The sequence below is a fragment of the Virgisporangium aliadipatigenens genome (assembly GCF_016863615.1).
Lineage (GTDB): Bacteria > Actinomycetota > Actinomycetes > Mycobacteriales > Micromonosporaceae > Virgisporangium > Virgisporangium aliadipatigenens.
Genome location: NZ_BOPF01000018.1, coordinates 133,008 through 148,247, shown reverse-complemented (window position 1 = coordinate 148,247; position 15,240 = coordinate 133,008). Strand labels below are relative to the sequence as shown.

Here is a 15,240-nt window from a genome sequence, read left to right as displayed (position 1 = left end):
TCGGCTCACCGCGCTCAGGCGACGACGGCGAAGCCGCCGGTCCACGAGATCTTGTCCCGGGCCGCGAGCGTGATCTGCAGGAAGCCGAGGGCCTCCAGTTCACGGGCGCGGGTCAGGTTGCCCGCGTCGACGGCGCGCAGGCCGCCGGTGGCGACGATCCCGGCGAGCAGCGCCTTGGCGTCGGCGTCGTCGCCGGCGATCAGCACGGTGGCCGGCTCCCCGCCGACCGCACCGGCGGTGAGGGTCCCCGCGAAGTTGGTGTTGAACGCCTTGACCACGCGCGACTGCGGCAGGGCCGCGGCGATCGTCGCGGTCGCGGAGGAGTCGGCCGGCGTGACCAGCGAGTCGAACGTCGTGAAGTCGAGCGGGTTGGTCACGTCGACCACCACCCGCCCGGCGAGCTGCGCCCCGCGCGTCTCCAGGACCTGCGCGACCGCCGGGTACAGCACGGCGAGCACGACGACGTCGCCGGTCACCGGCCGGTCATGGTCGGAGCTGCCGAGCAGTTCGACGGTGTGGCCGCCCTTCGTCGCCAGGCCGGCGATGGCCTGCCCCATGGTGCCGGTGCCGATGATGCTGACGTGCGTCATGGTGTTCTCCTCGTTCCATTAGTTGTCGCTACAACCATTGAAGGCGCAATTAGTTGTCGTGACAACCATCTGTGCGAGGATGTGACCATGGGCACGAAGTGGCTGACGCCGGAAGAGCTGTCGACCTGGGTGCGTCTGGTGGCCGTCGTCGAACTTCTCCCCGGGGCCCTGGACGCGCAGCTGCGCCGCGACTCCGCGCTCACCCACTTCGACTACTACGTGCTGGCCATGCTCTCCGAGGCGCCGGAACGCACCCTGCGGATGACCGCGCTCGCCGACAGCACCACCGCCACGCTCGCCCGCCTCTCCCACGTGGTGCAGCGGCTGGAGGCGCGCGGACTGGTCGAACGTTTCCCGTGCCCGCAGGACCGCCGGGCGACGAACGCCCGCCTCACCGACGACGGCATGGCGAAGGTGCGCGAGAGCGCCCCCGGTCACGTGGAAACGGTGCGCGGCCTCGTCATCGACGCGCTCAGCCCGCGACAGCTCGACCAGCTGCGGGAGATCACCGACGCGATTCTCGACCGGCTCGACCCCGGCGGCGCGCACAACGGCTTCCGGCAGCGCTACGACCCCGACCGCGACTGACGACGCGGGGCGAGGCCCCGGGAGGAACGGGCCGCGCCCCCGACGGACATCGCGGCAGCTCTACCGGGAAGCACAGCGCACGACGGCGGCGACGCTCCGGTCGACATCGGCCTCGGTGGTGGCGTAGTTGGAGACCGCGATCCGCATGAACCGGCGGCCGCGCCACGTCGTCCCGCCCATCCAGCAGGTGCCGTCGCGCTGCACGGCCGCGATCACCTCGTCGGTGCGCTCCCCCTCGCCGAAGCTCACCAGGACCTGGTTGAGCACCACGTCGTTGGCGACCTCGAAGCCCGCGTCCGCGAGCCCGTCGGCGAACCGGCGCGCCAGCCGGCAGCAGCGCTCGACCAACTCGGCGACCCCGTCGCGGCCCAGCTCCCGCAGCGCGGCCCACACCGCGAACCCGCGCGCCCGCCGCGACGACTCGACGGTGCGGTCGGCGACCTGGCGGCCACCGGCGCCGGTGAGGTAAGCGGCCGTCATCGACAACGCCGCCGCGTGCACCTGCGGCCGCGACACGAACGCGAACGCCGAGTCGTAGGGAACGTTGAGCCACTTGTGGCCGTCGCAGCCCCACGAGTCGGCCAGCTCCACCCCGTCGGTCAGGTGCCGGCGCTGCGGCGCGGCCGCGGCCCACAGCCCGAACGCCCCGTCGACGTGCGCCCAGCCGCCGTGCCGGTGCACGATCGGGATCGCGGTGCGCAGGTCGTCGCAGGCGCCGGTGTTCACGTTGCCGGTCTGCAGCACGACGATCGTCGGCGCCGGCTCCCGGCTGTCCAGCACGCGCGCCAGATCTTCGGTGTCGACCGCGCCGTTGGCGTCGGCGCGCACCTCTTCCACGATCCGCGCGCCGAAGCCGAGCAGGCGCAGCGAACGGTCGACGGTGACGTGCCGTTCGGCGCTCGCGACGACGCGCACCCGCGGGGCGCCGATCAGGCCGTCGCGCTCGACGTCCCAGCCCGCCGCGCGCAGAACGTGGTGCCGCGCGGCGGCCAGCCCCACCGTGTTGGCGCCCTGCGCCCCCGTCACGAAGCCGCACGACGCGGTCGCCGGGATGCCGAGGAGTTCCTTGAGCCAGGCTCCGGCGGCCTCCTCGACGGCGACCGGGGCCGGCCCGACCAGATCGTTGAACGCCAGCTGGTCCCAGCCCACCGCGAGCATGTCCGCCGCCGTCGCGGCCGGGAGGGCGCCGCCGACCACCAGGCCGAAGAAGCGCGGGCCCGGGGTCGCCATCAGGGCCGGCTCGGCCGCCTCGATCAGCTCCTCGAGGACCTTGTCGGGCGGGGTGGGGGCGGCCGGCAGGGGGCCGCCGAAGCCGGGCTCGCCCCGGGCGGGGATCGGGCGCTCCGGGAGGGAGGCGCGGAAGTCGGCGGCGTGGGTGGCGGCGCGGCGCAGCAGCTCGTGCATGGTCGTGACGCTAGCGCCGCGGCCCGTCGATCTTGCAGTCCGCGCGCGATGAGTTGGCTCCGCCCCCTCGGCCGGCGCGGCGGCGCGGCGCGTGGGCGGCGCAGCGCCGATCTTGCAGTTATGGCGGGGACATACCGGCGCGAGGTCGGGCATGCCGGGCGCCACAACTGCAAGATCGGCGGCGGTCAGAGGCGGCGGCGGCGAGCCAGCGTGTAACCCAGGACGCCGGCCACCGCGGCGAGCACCGCGCCCACCACCGTCCAGGTCCAGCGCGACGTCGCGCCCGGCCACCAGTCGAAGCTGACCAGGTCGTCGTCCTCGTCCGGCGCCGGGGACGCCGTCGGGTTCGGCGCCGGGCTCTGGACCGCACCGGGGCGGTCCGGCGGCGCGAGCGGGGCGCGCAGGTCGCCGCCCTCCGGCGCGGGATCCCCGCTGTCCGTCGAGGCGAGCTTCAGGTCCACCTTGACCGGCAGGCCCTGGTCCTGTTCGGGCAGCTCGGAGGCGGAGACCCGGACGTAGTACAGGCCGGGCAGCGGGTCGCCGGACCACGGTTCGGCCCAGGAGCGGACCTCGCGCAGGGTGCACTCCATCCGCACGGTCGCATCGGCGGGTGCGGCCACCGGCGCCTGCGCCCCGGCGGTGCACGACTGCCTGCGCCGCAGCCCGTCGAAGACGTCGACCGCCCAGACCTGCGCCCCGTGCCGGTCCGCCTGCGGCGGCAGCGTGACGGCGACCGAGACGGTGTTCGTCTGGCCGGCCGTCGCGTCGAAGGACCAGTACAGGTAGTCGCCGGTCGAGGCCGCGACACTCACCGGCTTCGCGGTGTCGATCGGAGCGGCGGTGAGGAAGGAGGTCCCCGCCGTGTTCACCGCGCTGTCGGCCGCGGCCGGTTCCACCATCAGGGGGAACGCCATGAGCACCAGCCCGGTCACCCCGAGCACCCGAAGCAGACGCCTCATGCCACCCTCCGCAGGCTCAGCCGCCACCGGAACAGCCATCCGGCGACGAGTCCCGTGCCGAACCCGACCAGGGTCAGCAGCAGGATGAACAACAGTCCCCGCCCCAGCCCCGGCGACGCCGGCGTGGGTGAGAGGTCGGCGGTGCCGACGACGAGTTCGACGGGCATGCCGGTCGCCTCGTCCACGCCGGCCTGCGGCGCGAGGGAGTTGCTGACCACGAGACACACCGACGTCGGCTTGTCGTCGTCGGACTCCGTGGACCAGCGCACGCCCGCCGACAGCACGTCGGTGCGGCCGCTGCCGGCATCGGTGCCGCGCACCAGTTCGCGGCCGTCGGCCGTGGTGGCGCGCACGAGCACGCCGAAGTCCTTACGCACCGGCCGGTCCAGCGTCACGCTCACCGAGGCGCGCAGTTCCTGCCCGGCCGGGACCGGCACCTTGTAGTAGCGGTGCTCGGAGAACTTCTCCCGGTCGTTGTAGACGCCCTGGCTCAACGTCGGCGCGGTCTCGCAGCGGTCGGTGCCGGCGACCTGGGTCGGCGCCTTCGTGTACGTGTCGCCGGCGCGCTTCACCAGCTGCTTGATGCGTTCGGTCAGCTGGGCGCCGTTGCGGGCGGCGAAGTAGGAGCCGCCGGTGGCGTTCGCGATGCAGGTGAGCTGCTGGCGCACCTTGTCATCCGGCGACAGCCCGAGCGTGTCGACGACGAGGTGGGTGCCCTGCGCCGCCAGTTCCCGCGCCACCTGGCAGGGGTCCGGCGGGGCGCAGGTGTCCTCCCCGTCGGTGATGAGGACGATCCGGCGGGTGGTGTTTCCGGTCCCGAGGTCCTGGGCGGCGCCGCGCAGCGCGAGCCCGACGGGCGTGAACCCGGTCGGCTTCAGCCCCGCGATCGCGTCCTTCGCCCGGCCCCGGTCGACCCGGCCGACCGGCAGCAGCTGCTGGGTGTCCTTGCAGCCGGTGGCCTTGTCCGAGCCGGAGTACGTGGCGCCGAGGACCCGGATGCCCAGCTCGGTCTGCTCCGGCAACGCGTCGACCACGTCGTTGAACGCCTGCTGGGCCACCGAGATGCGGGTGCGCCCGTCCAGGTCGGCGGCCTTCATGGAGCCGCTCACGTCCAGCACGAGCTCCACCTTCGGCGCCTCGGTCGGCTCGGGCTCCCGCGCGGAGGCCGGGCCCGCACACCACGGCAGCAGGAACGCCGACAGTCCTATCAGGACCACGGCGCGGTATCGTCGGAGAATCACGGGTGCGCATCCTAGGCGCCGCAACGCATCGACATCATTCCACAGTGGACATTGTCATTGCGGAGGGGACCGGGCGGGCGGCCGCCGCGCGATGTGCCCGCTGGGGATACACCCGCCGCCGCCTACTTGCGTCGGCGACCGAGCGCCTTGCGCATCTCCCTGACGCAGCGTGCACGTTCGCTGTCGATGTCGCGGCGCGGATACGCCATGCGGAGGTTCATCTCGGTGTCGGCGAGGAGCACCGGTTTTCCCCAGGCGTCCCGCATCTGGCTGCCGGCCCGTCTCCGGACGACGCGCACCAGCCGGGTGTACGCGTTGGCGGCGGTGGGCGCCTCGATCCGCAGGAGGGCCTGGTGGTAGGCAAGCCGTGACTGGATCCTGCTGACCTCCTCGGTCAGTTCGTAGCGCGCTTCCGGTGTGCCGCGCCGCCGGCGGATCCGGTAAGGCAGCTCCGCGTAGTCCTCGACGGCTTGGAGCGCCTCCGCGAAGACCTGCGCCAGACGTTCCCGGCGCGCGGCGCGTTGATTGAACGCGTAGGTGAGCGCCGCGGAGACGATCGCGCCGAAGATCGCGATCAATGCGGCGACGATGATCGCCGTCTGGGCCGCGGTCCAACCCGTGTCCTGGGCGGCTACGGGCACCGCCACTGCTGCCATTGCGTGTTGAGCGCCCTTATCAAGGTCTCGGCGGCCGGAAGGTCCCACTGGTCCGGCAGGTCACCGAAGATGTCGACAAGCTCGTTCTGGCACCGGAAGGTGCGGATCTCCGGCAGGTGTTCGAGCAGCCATCTCCAGGCCGCCACGTACGCCCCCGACAGACTCGCTCTGTAGATCTTGTCCGGAACGTTGTAGAGAAGGCATTCCACGAAGTACGACGGCGCGACTCCCTTGGCGATCCCCGCCGACTCGTGCAGGCGTGCGTTCTTCGACACCCGGATCACCTCCTTGAACCGGCCGCCCGTCCGCCGGTTCTTGGCCCGCCCGTTCGTCAGGTGCAGCTTGGGAAAGTTCGTGATCGCCCGCTGCTGCGGATCGCCGAGGTCACGAAAGAAGACTCCTTCGTCGTACTCCTCACCGGCGAGGCTGGGGAAGGCGCGATAACGGCGATACTCGATGGCCGGGAGAACATCGGCGGGTAACCGGAGCAACGAGTCGAGGTCATGGATGCCCACGCACTTTCTCCCGGCATGTACGAAGTACCGGCGCCGCAGCACACCCAGCACGTCCTCCCGGAACTCCTCCCAGCCGTAGTCGGTCGACTCATAGGACTTCCAGAACTCGTGCTTCTCGTCCGGGGTCAACTCGTGGAGCTGCTCCTCGAGGGGAAGATTCAGCTGTATCACCAGGTCCACGTCGCCGTCGCCGCGGATGTTCGTGTCGTTCGCGTAGGAACCTTGAACGAAGATCTCGTAGCGCAGCGGGGCCAACCGACGCGCGTCCTGGAGCGCCTCGGTCAACACCTGCAGGGTCCACTCCGGAAAGAACGAATCGGGCTGTTGCGACCACGCTTCCAGCTGATCACGGCAAATGGGCATGTCATCCTCGCGGTTCCGCCTCGCCCGGAAAGAACATTCGCACGTAGAGGTCAGGGAGTTTCGCGCCGTCCAGCCACGCGCGCCATGCGTCGGGCCCGCCGCCGAAAATCAGCAGAAGAGCCTGCGCGAGCCCCGGAAAGCCGTCGACGATCCCCCGCATCGTCGCCTCGTCCCGTGAACTCGCATCGGCGCGGCTGTGCGGGTGGGTGTGCCACATCCCGATGAGAGAGACCGTGCCGCGGGTATGCCGCCGGTGGTCAGCGAACCGATCGCGTAGGCGGGTCACGTCGAACTCCAGCCGGTCCGCCGACGCCGAGCTTTCCGGCGGTAGACCCTCCGCTCGGGTCACCCACGCCACGCGGCTCGCCAGGTCGACCTGCCCCAGCAGGGCGCCGCCCGTCTCGGTCCCACCGGTGCTGTCGGCCGCCGCCGCGGCGATGGCCGCCTGCCGCACCCGGGCGAACACGGCCGGATCCACCCGGATCTCGTAGTCGTTCCGGTCGTCCCGGCGGATGACGTCATCGGTCCACGCCAGGCGCCGGTTCAGCCCGGCCGGCCGAAGACCTGTCGGAACGGCGGTAACGAGGCCGAACCGCGTCGGACGGAGCTGTCCCGGCGGGGGATCGGCCGAGGTGCTTCCGAGCACGCTCAGCGCGCCGTTGAACAGGGTGGCGGCTATCGCGGCCAGGTCGGTCGACGACCCGATGAAGGTGGGGTCGGAACAGCCGGGCTCCGGTTGGAAGATCCGTGTGCGGGGCGGGTCGGGATAGAGGTCGTCGAGCACGATCGTCAGCGAGTCGTCCTCGCTCGCGGCCACAGTGAGGCGTCGCAGGAGGTCCACGCCGGCACCACTCGCGCCGGGCAGCGACAGCGTGGCGATGCCGAGGTCGGAGTTGTGTCCCACCATCATCGACAGCAGCGGCGGCCGGCGCTGTTCGCCCCGCCACCGTTCGCGCTCCAGCCGCGCCGCCACGGACCTGTTCGCCGTCGCGTCGACGATGAGATCGACTTCGGGGTGCTGCACCTGATCGAGCGCGTCACCGCACACCGGCGTGAGGGCGGTACCCGGTGCCACCCGTCGCAGACGCTCGGCCAGGACCCGGGCTTTCGGCAGCCCCACGTCGGCGAACTCGTACGGCTGTCGCACGAGGATTCCGGGGGTGACGCGGCCGCTGTCGACCAGCGTGAGCGACGCCGCACCGGCCCGCGCGCAGTGTTCCGCGATGGGCGCACCGAGCGCGCCGCAGCCGAGCACCAGGATCGTCTTGCCCGCGATCCAACCGGCTGGACGGGACGAGTCGCGCCGCACGGACGCACTCGGTCGCAGGTCGAACACCTTTATCCAGCCCGGCTCGGCCTCACGAGGATCGGCGGAGATCCACCATGCGACCAGATGCGCGATCCGTTGGGGCGCATCTACCCCGCCGGGCGCGGGACTTCCGACGGCGAGGATCAGCGGGGCGTCGGGGTTCACAGCGTTGGCGAGCCGCGTCGCGGTAAGCAGCCTTGCCAGCCGTTGCTTGGTGAATCCGTGGGCGACCAACGCGTCCACCAGCGCTGAACCGTCGTTCGGATAGGTGAAGCCGGCCGGTCTGTCCAGGGCGATGACCGGCACGGCGAAACGGTCCGGGCGCCGCCGGATTTCTCTCGGGTCCTGCATCCACCCGACCGCCTCCAGGATCCGCTCATCGACCCTGCGGACCAGTAACCACGCGTGCCAGAGTCTCGCGTCCCGCGCCCATTCGGGCACCTCCGCCCGCACGATCAACGGTCCGAAGGCAGCCGAATCTCGTGCGACCGGCGGGTGCCACGGCAGCACGGCGGCCGACAGCGAGCCCTCGGCCGCTCGCGCCAGCCAGGTCAGCAGCCGATCGACGAAACCCCACATCCCCGCGCTCGGATCCCACTCGTTCGGCGACGTGTACAGGCAGATCTCGTGGGCCCACAACACGTGTGGACGCCCGGCGAAACGCGGATCGGGCGTCAGCACCCGTGGAGAGGTGAACGGGAAGTCGGCGAAGACACAGACGATGAAGATCTCGGCCGGCTTGAGCCTGATTCCGGACGGCAAGACGGGCGTGTCGCTACAGTCGATCTCCAGGCGGATCTGCAGAAGCCCTTCCTCGATCAGTTCCTCCGACGTGTCCTGGATCCGCACCGGAGACTGTGGGACCTGGGCGATTCGCTCCAGTTCGCGCCGCGCCTGTTCCTGCCCGGGTGTCATCGCTGTCGTCGGCCGAAGATCTGCGGACCCTGCGGCGTACCGAACTGCGCGTCCCGCAACGCCTGCCGGCCTCCGAGCAACGGCGAGGAGAACGGAACGCTCACGGTCGCCCCCGGCACCCCTGGCGGTCGCGGCAGATCCGGATGCTCCTCGACCGGTGGACGGGCGGCTTCCGGAACGCTCGGCAGCGCCGCCCCGTCCTCGACCCGCAGCCCGCCGACGGCGGCCGCCGACTCCTCGAACAGGTAGCTGTCGACCCCGGTCACCAGGCGACGGGCCCGTTCTTGGGCGCAGGGGCAATCCGGCGCGTGACCGGTGCCGGCGCACACGAGCATGCCGACGGCCCGCAGGTCCTCGGCGGCGCACGGGAGCGGCGGCCGGTCGTGGGCCAGGAACGACCGTGTCGCGAGGTCACCGATCAGGGCGGCGGGTACCGGCGGTAGCCCGGTCAGGCGCACGACGACGCGATCCGTGGCGTCGGCCTCGGCGGCATGTGTCGACCAGATCAGGTCGAGAACGTCGGCCAGCGCGGCCAGGACCTCGCAGTAGCCGCCGAGCCACACGGAGGCGAGCACCTCCCAGGCGAGTTCCCCCAACACCGTCCTCGCGACGTCGGCCATCGTCGACACCCAGTCGACCCCGGTCAGCGTCGCGGCGTCCGTGACCTCCACAGGGGCGGGGTCGGCCGCCCGGTGGTCCGGGATGATCGACGTGCTGGTCTCCGGCGTGACGTGTCGCGCTTCCAGCCGTGGGCCGCCGGTGTTCTCGCCGGCCCACCAGACCTTGAAGAGCCTGCTTTCCGGTGGAGCTTCGGTGTTTCCGGGTCGTGGAGAGGTGGCGGGTCCGCTCCCTCTGCGCCGGCACGTGTCGCAGGTGGGGCCGCTGACCTCGAAGCGGATCGTCGTCGCCGGCCGTACGACGACCGCGTACCGGGTTCCGCATTCCGCGCAGGTGCGGGCGTGTGATCCGGTCGCCCCCGAACCGCCGGAGCCGTTGGTGCGACCTTCGGCCGCGATCTTGCGGTAGGTCACCGTCATGTCACTAATAGTGCATTGATCATCCGCAATGCGCGCCCCCCGTTTGTGCGAATCTGCCGAACGTGGCGCACCCGCCGTGGTCCGGACGCAACCCGCAAACCGTCCACAGTGGATGGATATCTAGTGCGGTGTCGCGGGGTAGGCGTGCGTCTCGGCGGCCTTCACCGCCACCCAGACCTCCTGTCCCGGCGCGAGGTTCAGGTGCGCGGCGGCGGCCGGGGTGACGTCGGCGGCGACGGTCACCGGCCCGTCGAGTTGGATGCGCAGGTTGTCCCCGTGGCGTTGCAGGCCGGTGATGGTGGCCGGCCAAGCGTTGCGCGGGCTGCCGTCGGGCCGCTTCGGGTGCAGCGCGACGGCGGCGGGCGGGAACGCGACGAACGCGTCCCCGTGGACCGTGTCGTCGGCGGTGAGGACCAGGTCGGCGCCGACGCGTACGGAGTGGCCGTCGCCGGTGCCGCGGTACAGGTTCAGGCCGACGAGGCGGGCGACGTAGTCGGTGCGCGGCCGCGCGGTGATCGTGGCCCCGTCGCCCTCCTGCACGACGCGGCCGTCCTCGATGATGACGAGCCGGTCCGCGAGCACGAGCGCGTCCAGCGGGTCGTGGGTGACCAGCAGCGTCGCGCCGTCATGTTCGGCGAGGTGGCGGTGCAGAGCGGCGCGGGTGTCGAGCCGGGTCCGGGCATCGAGCGCGGCGAGCGGTTCGTCCAGCAGTAGAAGCTTCGGGTGAACGGCGAGAGCGCGCGCCAGCGCCACCCGCTGCGCCTGCCCGCCGGAGAGCTGCCGGGGCCTGGACCTCTCGTACGCGCGCAGGCCGACCCGTTCCAGCCACCGGGCGGCGAGGGCGCGCGCGGCACGCCGGTCGGCACCCTGCCGGCGCGGGCCGAACGCGACGTTGTCCAGCGCGTTCAGGTGCGGGAAGAGCAGGTAGTCCTGGAACACCACGCCGATCGGACGGCGTTCCGGCGGGGTCCACAGTGGACGGTCCGGCCGGTCGACGTCGACGCCCGCCAGCGTGACGTGCCCCGCCGACAGCGGCTGCAACCCGGCGAGCGCGCGCAGGGCCGTGGTCTTGCCCGCGCCGTTCGGGCCGAGCAGGGCGACCACCTCGCCCGCCCCGATCCGCAGCCGGACGTCCAGCCGGAACCCACCCCGGTCGACCACCAGGTGCGCGTCCACGATCTCGCTCATGGGCCGGTGATCCACCTGTCCCGCAGCCCCGCGAGAATCGCGACGGAGACGGTGAGCAGGATCAGGCTCAACACGATCGCGGCGTTCAGGTCGGTCTCCAGCGCGAGATACACCGCGAGCGGCATGGTCTGCGTGCGCCCCGGGAAGTTCCCGGCGAACGTGATCGTCGCCCCGAACTCGCCGAGCGCCCGCGCCCAGCACAGCACGGCACCGGCGGCGATCCCCGGCGCGACGAGCGGCAGCGTCACGTGGGTGAACGTCGTCCACCGCGACGCCCCCAACGTGGCGGCCGCCTCCTCGTACCGCGCGTCGGCGCCGCGCAGCGCCCCCTCGACGGCGATCACCAGGAACGGCATCGCCACGAACGCCTCCGCGAACACCACACCGGTGGTGGTGAACGGCAGCGTGACCCCGAACGTGCCGTCCAGCCAGGAGCCGATCAGCCCGCGCCGCCCGAACACCAGCAGCAGCGCCACCCCACCGACGACCGGCGGCAGCACCAGCGGAACGGTCACCAGCGCCCGCACCACCCGCCGCCCCGGAAAGGTGACCCGGGCCAGCAGCCACGCCAGTGGCACCCCGAGCACGAGGCACACGCCGGTGGCGGCGGTGGCGGTCCGCAACGACAGCCACAGCGCGCTCAGCACACCGGGCTCGGTGAGCCGCCGCGGCAGGCTGCTCCACGGCGCCCGGATAAGCAGCCCGGCGAGCGGCAGCACGAGAAACGCGAGTCCCAGGGCGGCCGGCAGCAGCAGCCCGACCGGCACCCGCTGCGTGCCCCGACGCCGCTTCACGGGCCCAGGAAGCCGGCCCGGTCGAGCACGGCCCTGCCGCTGTCCGACAGCACGTAAGCGACGAACGCCCGCGCCCCGGCCCTGTTCGGCGCGGCTCGGCACACCACGATCGGGTAGCCGTTGACCGCACCCACCGACTCCGGGAACTCCACACCGTCCACATCGGACGATGCCGCCCTGGCGTCGGTGCGGTACACCAGTGCGGCGTCGACCTCGCCGAGCCTCACCTTCGACAGCGCCGCCTTCACGTCCTGTTCCAGGGTGACCGGCGTGAGGCTCACGGCGGCGGCGTCGAGGGCCTTCTCCGCCGCCGCGCCGCACGGCACCTGCTCGGCGCAGAGCGCCACCTTGACACCCGGCCTCGTCAGGTCGGCGAGCCCCTTGACGCCCTTCGGGTTGCCCTTCGGCACGGCGATCACGAGCTGGTTGCGCACGAACGTCGTCGGCGCGCCGTCCGCGTTGCCGGCGTCGGTGACGGTCCGCATGGTGGCCGGGGCGGCGGAGGCGAACACGTCGGCCGGCGCGCCCTGGTTGATCTGCGTGGCGAGCGCGGAGCTGCCGGCGAAGCTGAACGTCACCCGCACCCCGGGGTTGGCCGCCTCGAAGTCCCTGCCGATCCGGGTGAACGACTCCGTCAGCGACGCCGCCGCGAACACGGTCACCGTGCCCTTCACCCGGTCGCTGCCGGCGGCGTCCCCGGGTGCCGGGTCGTCCTCGTGGCCGTAGCCGTAGGCCACCAGTCCCAGCACCATCAGGACGACCAGTCCCGCCAGGGCGATGCGTATCCCACGCGACGTCACGAAGCGGTCCTCCCCCGATGCGCCGCGGCCGGGGCGGAACGTTCCACCACCACCGTGGTCGACTTGATCACCGCGACGGCCACGGATCCGATCTCCAGGCCCAGCTCGTCGACCGCTTCGCGGCTCATCAGCGACACCACCCGGAACGGCCCGGCCTGGATGTCGACCTGCGCCATCACGGTGTCCTTGACGACCGCGGTGACGATGCCCCGCAGCCGGTTTCGCGCGGAGGACTCTTCGGCCCGCCGGTCCGCCTCGGCGGCCTGCGCCCGCGCGAAGGCCGCCAGGTCCACCCCGCGGATCGCCCGATGCCCGTGCTCGTCGCGAACGGCCGCCAGCCGGCCGGCGTCGACCCAGCGGCGCACCGTGTCGGGGCTGACCCCGAGCAGCTCCGCCGCCTCTCCGATCCGGAACACCGTCACACCGGCACTCTAACCCGCGCACCTGCCCCACCGGACCGGCCGTTTCGGCAGCATCCGCGAGGAGGCTGGGCTTACGGCGCCCGCATCTGCATGATGGATGGATGCGTACCGGCACGGCCGCGGCCTGGGAGAGCCTCACCGAGCAGCAACGACACCGGTGGGCGCGGGTCCTCGACCTCCTCGCCGACGCGGTGCCGGCCGGCGCCGCCGTGGTGATCGACGGCCCCGGCGCCGACGCGGCACTCGTCGCCGACCGCCTCGCGGCGACGTTGCGCGCGCGGGGACGCGCATGCGCCCGGCTCGCCGACGAAGATCCGCAGGGCGAGGAGCGCACGCCCGGCAGCGTCGTGATCGGCGCCGGGCCGCGCCGGCGGGACGACCCGCCCGCCGGCGGCTGGGACGTGGTGGTCCGGCTGCGCACCGCCCTCGGCAGGACCGGCGGCCGTCGCGGCGACGACGCCGACATCGCCGTCGACCTGCACGACCCGGCGTGGCCGGTGATCCGCCACATCGCCGCGCACCTGACCGGGCAGGCCTCCTGGTACGCCACCGAGTCGGCGGCCTTCTTCGCCGCCCGCGCCGCCACGTGGGACACCCGGTTCGGCGACGACCTGCCCGCGTACGCCGCCGCGGTCGCCGACGCGCAACTGCCCGTCGGCGGCACCGTCGTCGACGTCGGCTGCGGCACCGGCCGCGCCCTGCCGGCGCTGCGCGACGCGGTCGGGGCCGCCGGCACCGTCCTCGGGGTCGACCTGACCCCGCAGATGCTCGACGCGGCACGCGCCCGGGCCGACGCCTGCCGGGCCGCTCTGGTGCTCGCCGACGCCCGGTACCTGCCGTTCGGCGCGGCGGCCGTCGACGCCGTGTTCGCCGCCGGGTTGCTCACCCACCTGCCCGATGCGGGGGCCGGGCTGCGCGAACTCGCCCGCGTCACCCGGGCCGGCGGCCGGCTGGTGCTGTTCCACCCGTCGGGGCGCGCCGCCCTGGCCGCCCGCCACGGCCGCACGCTGCGACCCGACGAGCCGCTCTCCGAGGGCCCGCTCCGCGATGCCTGCGCGGGTGCCGGCTGGCGGCTGGCCCGCTACGACGATGCCGCGCACCGGTTCCTCGCGGTGGCGCGCCGGCTCGCGTCCTGACCGCCGCACGAAGGCCCGCCGCCGCGATCGCCGACCGCGCTTCTCGGCATCCGCCCGACGGTTCCGGCTCTCGGATCCGGGTACGGCAGCGGTGTGACCCCGACGGGAGCTGAGCCGGCGATGGACGACAACGCCGTGCGGCTACTGCTGCACGAGACCGTCGAATTCGGTGACCTGTCCGATCTGCGGACGCGACTGCTACGGCTGACCGCCGCCGCGGGCCTGGCTCCCGAGCGGGGACAGGACTTCGCCGTCGCCGTGCACGAAGCGGCGGCCAACGCGGTACGCCACGGTGGCGGGCGCGGCGAGGTGGTGGTCACCCGGGACGGCGATCGCCGGCTCACCGCCGAGATCAGCGATCACGGCCCCGGCCTGCCGTCCGGGGTCGCGGCCGCCCTCCCCGATCCGGAGGCCACCGGCGGTCGAGGACTCTGGATGGCCGATGCGCTGACCGAGCACCTGCGGGTCGACACCTGCCGTCGCGGCACGACCGTCCGGTTCGACATGACCCTCGACCCGCCGTGAGCCCGCGCCGGTCACCGCAGCGGTGCCGCCGGCGTGTCGTTGCGTTTCGCGCCCAGCCGGGCGGCGTCGGGCCAACGCACGTCGTGCACCCAGCCGAAGCGTTCGAGGACGCGGATCAGGGCGGCGCTCGGGTCGAGTTGGCCGCGCAGCACGCCGTGGCGCGCTCCGGTCGGGTCGGCGTGGTGGGAGTTGTGCCAGCTTTCGCCGAAGGCGAGGATCGCCAGCGGCCAGAAGTTCGTCGCCTTGTCCTTGCTGTGGAACGGCCGCGCGCCGACGACGTGGCAGATCGAGTTCACCGACGGTGACGCCGAATCCGGTGAACAGGTAGAGGACGAGGATCATCGCCGGCCGCGCTTCGCCCGGCACGCACTGGCCGACGTCGCCTCGATCGGAATCCTCCAGGAACGCGCAATCGCCCGTGCCGAGATCCTCACCGAGCAGTTCCAGGGGGCACTCAACAGCCGCATCATCATCGAACAGGCCAAAGGCGCGATCGCACAGGCGAACGCGGGGCCTCGGAGAGGCGACGGCCGCCTGACCGCCACGGCCGCCAGGCGACCCGTCCCCGACGATCAAGCAGCCGTCGCCGGCTCAGCGGTCCGTGGACGGGACGGCGGAGACCGTCTTCGCGGCACGTTTGGCCTTCTTCACCGCACGCTTCTCCTTGAGCGTGCTGGCCTGCTTCTTGCGGTCGTTCCTGTGTGCCGTATTGCGTGTCACGGTGAACTCCTCGGGTGTGGGATGTCGTGCCTGGGATGACGCGAGGGCCGGCGCAGTAACGGAATCGACGATCGACGT

Annotated in this window: 17 protein-coding genes; 3 read left to right on the top strand and 14 right to left on the bottom strand. The window is 72.5% G+C overall.

Features of this window, described 5'->3' with window-relative positions; genetic code table 11:
* Nucleotides 1–14: 14 nt before the first annotated feature.
* Nucleotides 15–590 carry an NADPH-dependent F420 reductase gene (locus Val02_RS24065; RefSeq protein ID WP_203901443.1) on the bottom strand — a complete coding sequence of 192 codons (576 nt, stop codon included), beginning with the start codon at nucleotides 588–590 and terminating at the stop codon, nucleotides 15–17.
* A gap of 87 nt (nucleotides 591–677) precedes the next feature.
* Here Val02_RS24065 and Val02_RS24060 point away from each other — a divergent pair, with 87 nt between their 5' ends.
* Complete coding sequence (locus Val02_RS24060) at nucleotides 678–1,178, top strand: MarR family winged helix-turn-helix transcriptional regulator (RefSeq protein WP_203901442.1); 501 nt, start codon at nucleotides 678–680, stop codon at nucleotides 1,176–1,178.
* 60 nt (nucleotides 1,179–1,238) lie between these two features.
* On the opposite strand, the gene Val02_RS24055 is transcribed toward Val02_RS24060, so the two are convergent.
* From Val02_RS24055 to Val02_RS24005, 11 genes are all read right to left on the bottom strand, one after another.
* Nucleotides 1,239–2,582 carry a pyridoxal phosphate-dependent decarboxylase family protein gene (locus tag Val02_RS24055; protein WP_203901441.1) on the bottom strand — a complete coding sequence of 448 codons (1,344 nt, stop codon included), beginning with the start codon at nucleotides 2,580–2,582 and terminating at the stop codon, nucleotides 1,239–1,241.
* 185 nt (nucleotides 2,583–2,767) lie between these two features.
* The gene (locus Val02_RS24050) at nucleotides 2,768–3,541 is read right to left on the bottom strand and encodes a peptidase (RefSeq protein ID WP_203901440.1); all 774 of its coding nucleotides are present in this window, start codon (nucleotides 3,539–3,541) and stop codon (nucleotides 2,768–2,770) included.
* Nucleotides 3,538–4,782: a VWA domain-containing protein gene (locus Val02_RS24045; protein ID WP_203901439.1), complete on the bottom strand. Its 1,245-nt coding sequence runs from the start codon at nucleotides 4,780–4,782 to the stop codon at nucleotides 3,538–3,540. The genes Val02_RS24050 and Val02_RS24045 overlap by 4 nt, the downstream gene beginning before the upstream one ends.
* Nucleotides 4,783–4,904: 122 nt before the next feature.
* Nucleotides 4,905–5,429, bottom strand: coding sequence for a hypothetical protein (locus Val02_RS24040; RefSeq protein WP_203901438.1), 525 nt, complete (start codon nucleotides 5,427–5,429; stop codon nucleotides 4,905–4,907).
* Entirely contained in the window at nucleotides 5,414–6,238 is an 825-nt protein-coding gene (locus tag Val02_RS24035) for a nucleotidyltransferase domain-containing protein (protein ID WP_203901437.1), read from the bottom strand. Before Val02_RS24035 ends, Val02_RS24040 begins: the two co-directional genes overlap by 16 nt.
* 79 nt (nucleotides 6,239–6,317) lie before the next feature.
* Entirely contained in the window at nucleotides 6,318–8,540 is a 2,223-nt protein-coding gene (locus Val02_RS24030; RefSeq protein WP_203901436.1) for a ThiF family adenylyltransferase, read from the bottom strand.
* Nucleotides 8,537–9,577, bottom strand: coding sequence for a hypothetical protein (locus Val02_RS24025; RefSeq protein ID WP_203901435.1), 1,041 nt, complete (start codon nucleotides 9,575–9,577; stop codon nucleotides 8,537–8,539). The genes Val02_RS24030 and Val02_RS24025 overlap by 4 nt, the downstream gene beginning before the upstream one ends.
* 120 nt (nucleotides 9,578–9,697) lie before the next feature.
* Nucleotides 9,698–10,765, bottom strand: a complete 1,068-nt coding sequence (locus tag Val02_RS24020; RefSeq protein ID WP_203901434.1) for an ABC transporter ATP-binding protein — start codon at nucleotides 10,763–10,765, stop codon at nucleotides 9,698–9,700.
* Nucleotides 10,762–11,559 (bottom strand): ABC transporter permease, encoded by a 798-nt coding sequence (locus Val02_RS24015; protein ID WP_203901433.1) that lies wholly within the window; start codon nucleotides 11,557–11,559, stop codon nucleotides 10,762–10,764. Before Val02_RS24015 ends, Val02_RS24020 begins: the two co-directional genes overlap by 4 nt.
* Nucleotides 11,556–12,359, bottom strand: a complete 804-nt coding sequence (gene modA, locus Val02_RS24010) for a molybdate ABC transporter substrate-binding protein (RefSeq protein WP_239153296.1) — start codon at nucleotides 12,357–12,359, stop codon at nucleotides 11,556–11,558. Before modA ends, Val02_RS24015 begins: the two co-directional genes overlap by 4 nt.
* Nucleotides 12,356–12,781, bottom strand: coding sequence for a TOBE domain-containing protein (locus Val02_RS24005; RefSeq protein ID WP_203901432.1), 426 nt, complete (start codon nucleotides 12,779–12,781; stop codon nucleotides 12,356–12,358). Before Val02_RS24005 ends, modA begins: the two co-directional genes overlap by 4 nt.
* 101 nt (nucleotides 12,782–12,882) lie before the next feature.
* Here Val02_RS24005 and Val02_RS24000 point away from each other — a divergent pair, with 101 nt between their 5' ends.
* The gene (locus Val02_RS24000; protein ID WP_203901431.1) at nucleotides 12,883–13,917 is read left to right on the top strand and encodes a methyltransferase domain-containing protein; all 1,035 of its coding nucleotides are present in this window, start codon (nucleotides 12,883–12,885) and stop codon (nucleotides 13,915–13,917) included.
* Between the two features lie 120 nt (nucleotides 13,918–14,037).
* Nucleotides 14,038–14,442: an ATP-binding protein gene (locus tag Val02_RS23995; protein ID WP_203901430.1), complete on the top strand. Its 405-nt coding sequence runs from the start codon at nucleotides 14,038–14,040 to the stop codon at nucleotides 14,440–14,442.
* A gap of 11 nt (nucleotides 14,443–14,453) precedes the next feature.
* On the opposite strand, the gene Val02_RS23990 is transcribed toward Val02_RS23995, so the two are convergent.
* Nucleotides 14,454–14,738 carry a hypothetical protein gene (locus Val02_RS23990; RefSeq protein WP_444546002.1) on the bottom strand — a complete coding sequence of 95 codons (285 nt, stop codon included), beginning with the start codon at nucleotides 14,736–14,738 and terminating at the stop codon, nucleotides 14,454–14,456.
* A gap of 295 nt (nucleotides 14,739–15,033) precedes the next feature.
* The gene (locus tag Val02_RS48275) at nucleotides 15,034–15,162 is read right to left on the bottom strand and encodes a hypothetical protein (RefSeq protein ID WP_275415605.1); all 129 of its coding nucleotides are present in this window, start codon (nucleotides 15,160–15,162) and stop codon (nucleotides 15,034–15,036) included.
* Between the last annotated feature and the right edge of the window lie 78 nt (nucleotides 15,163–15,240).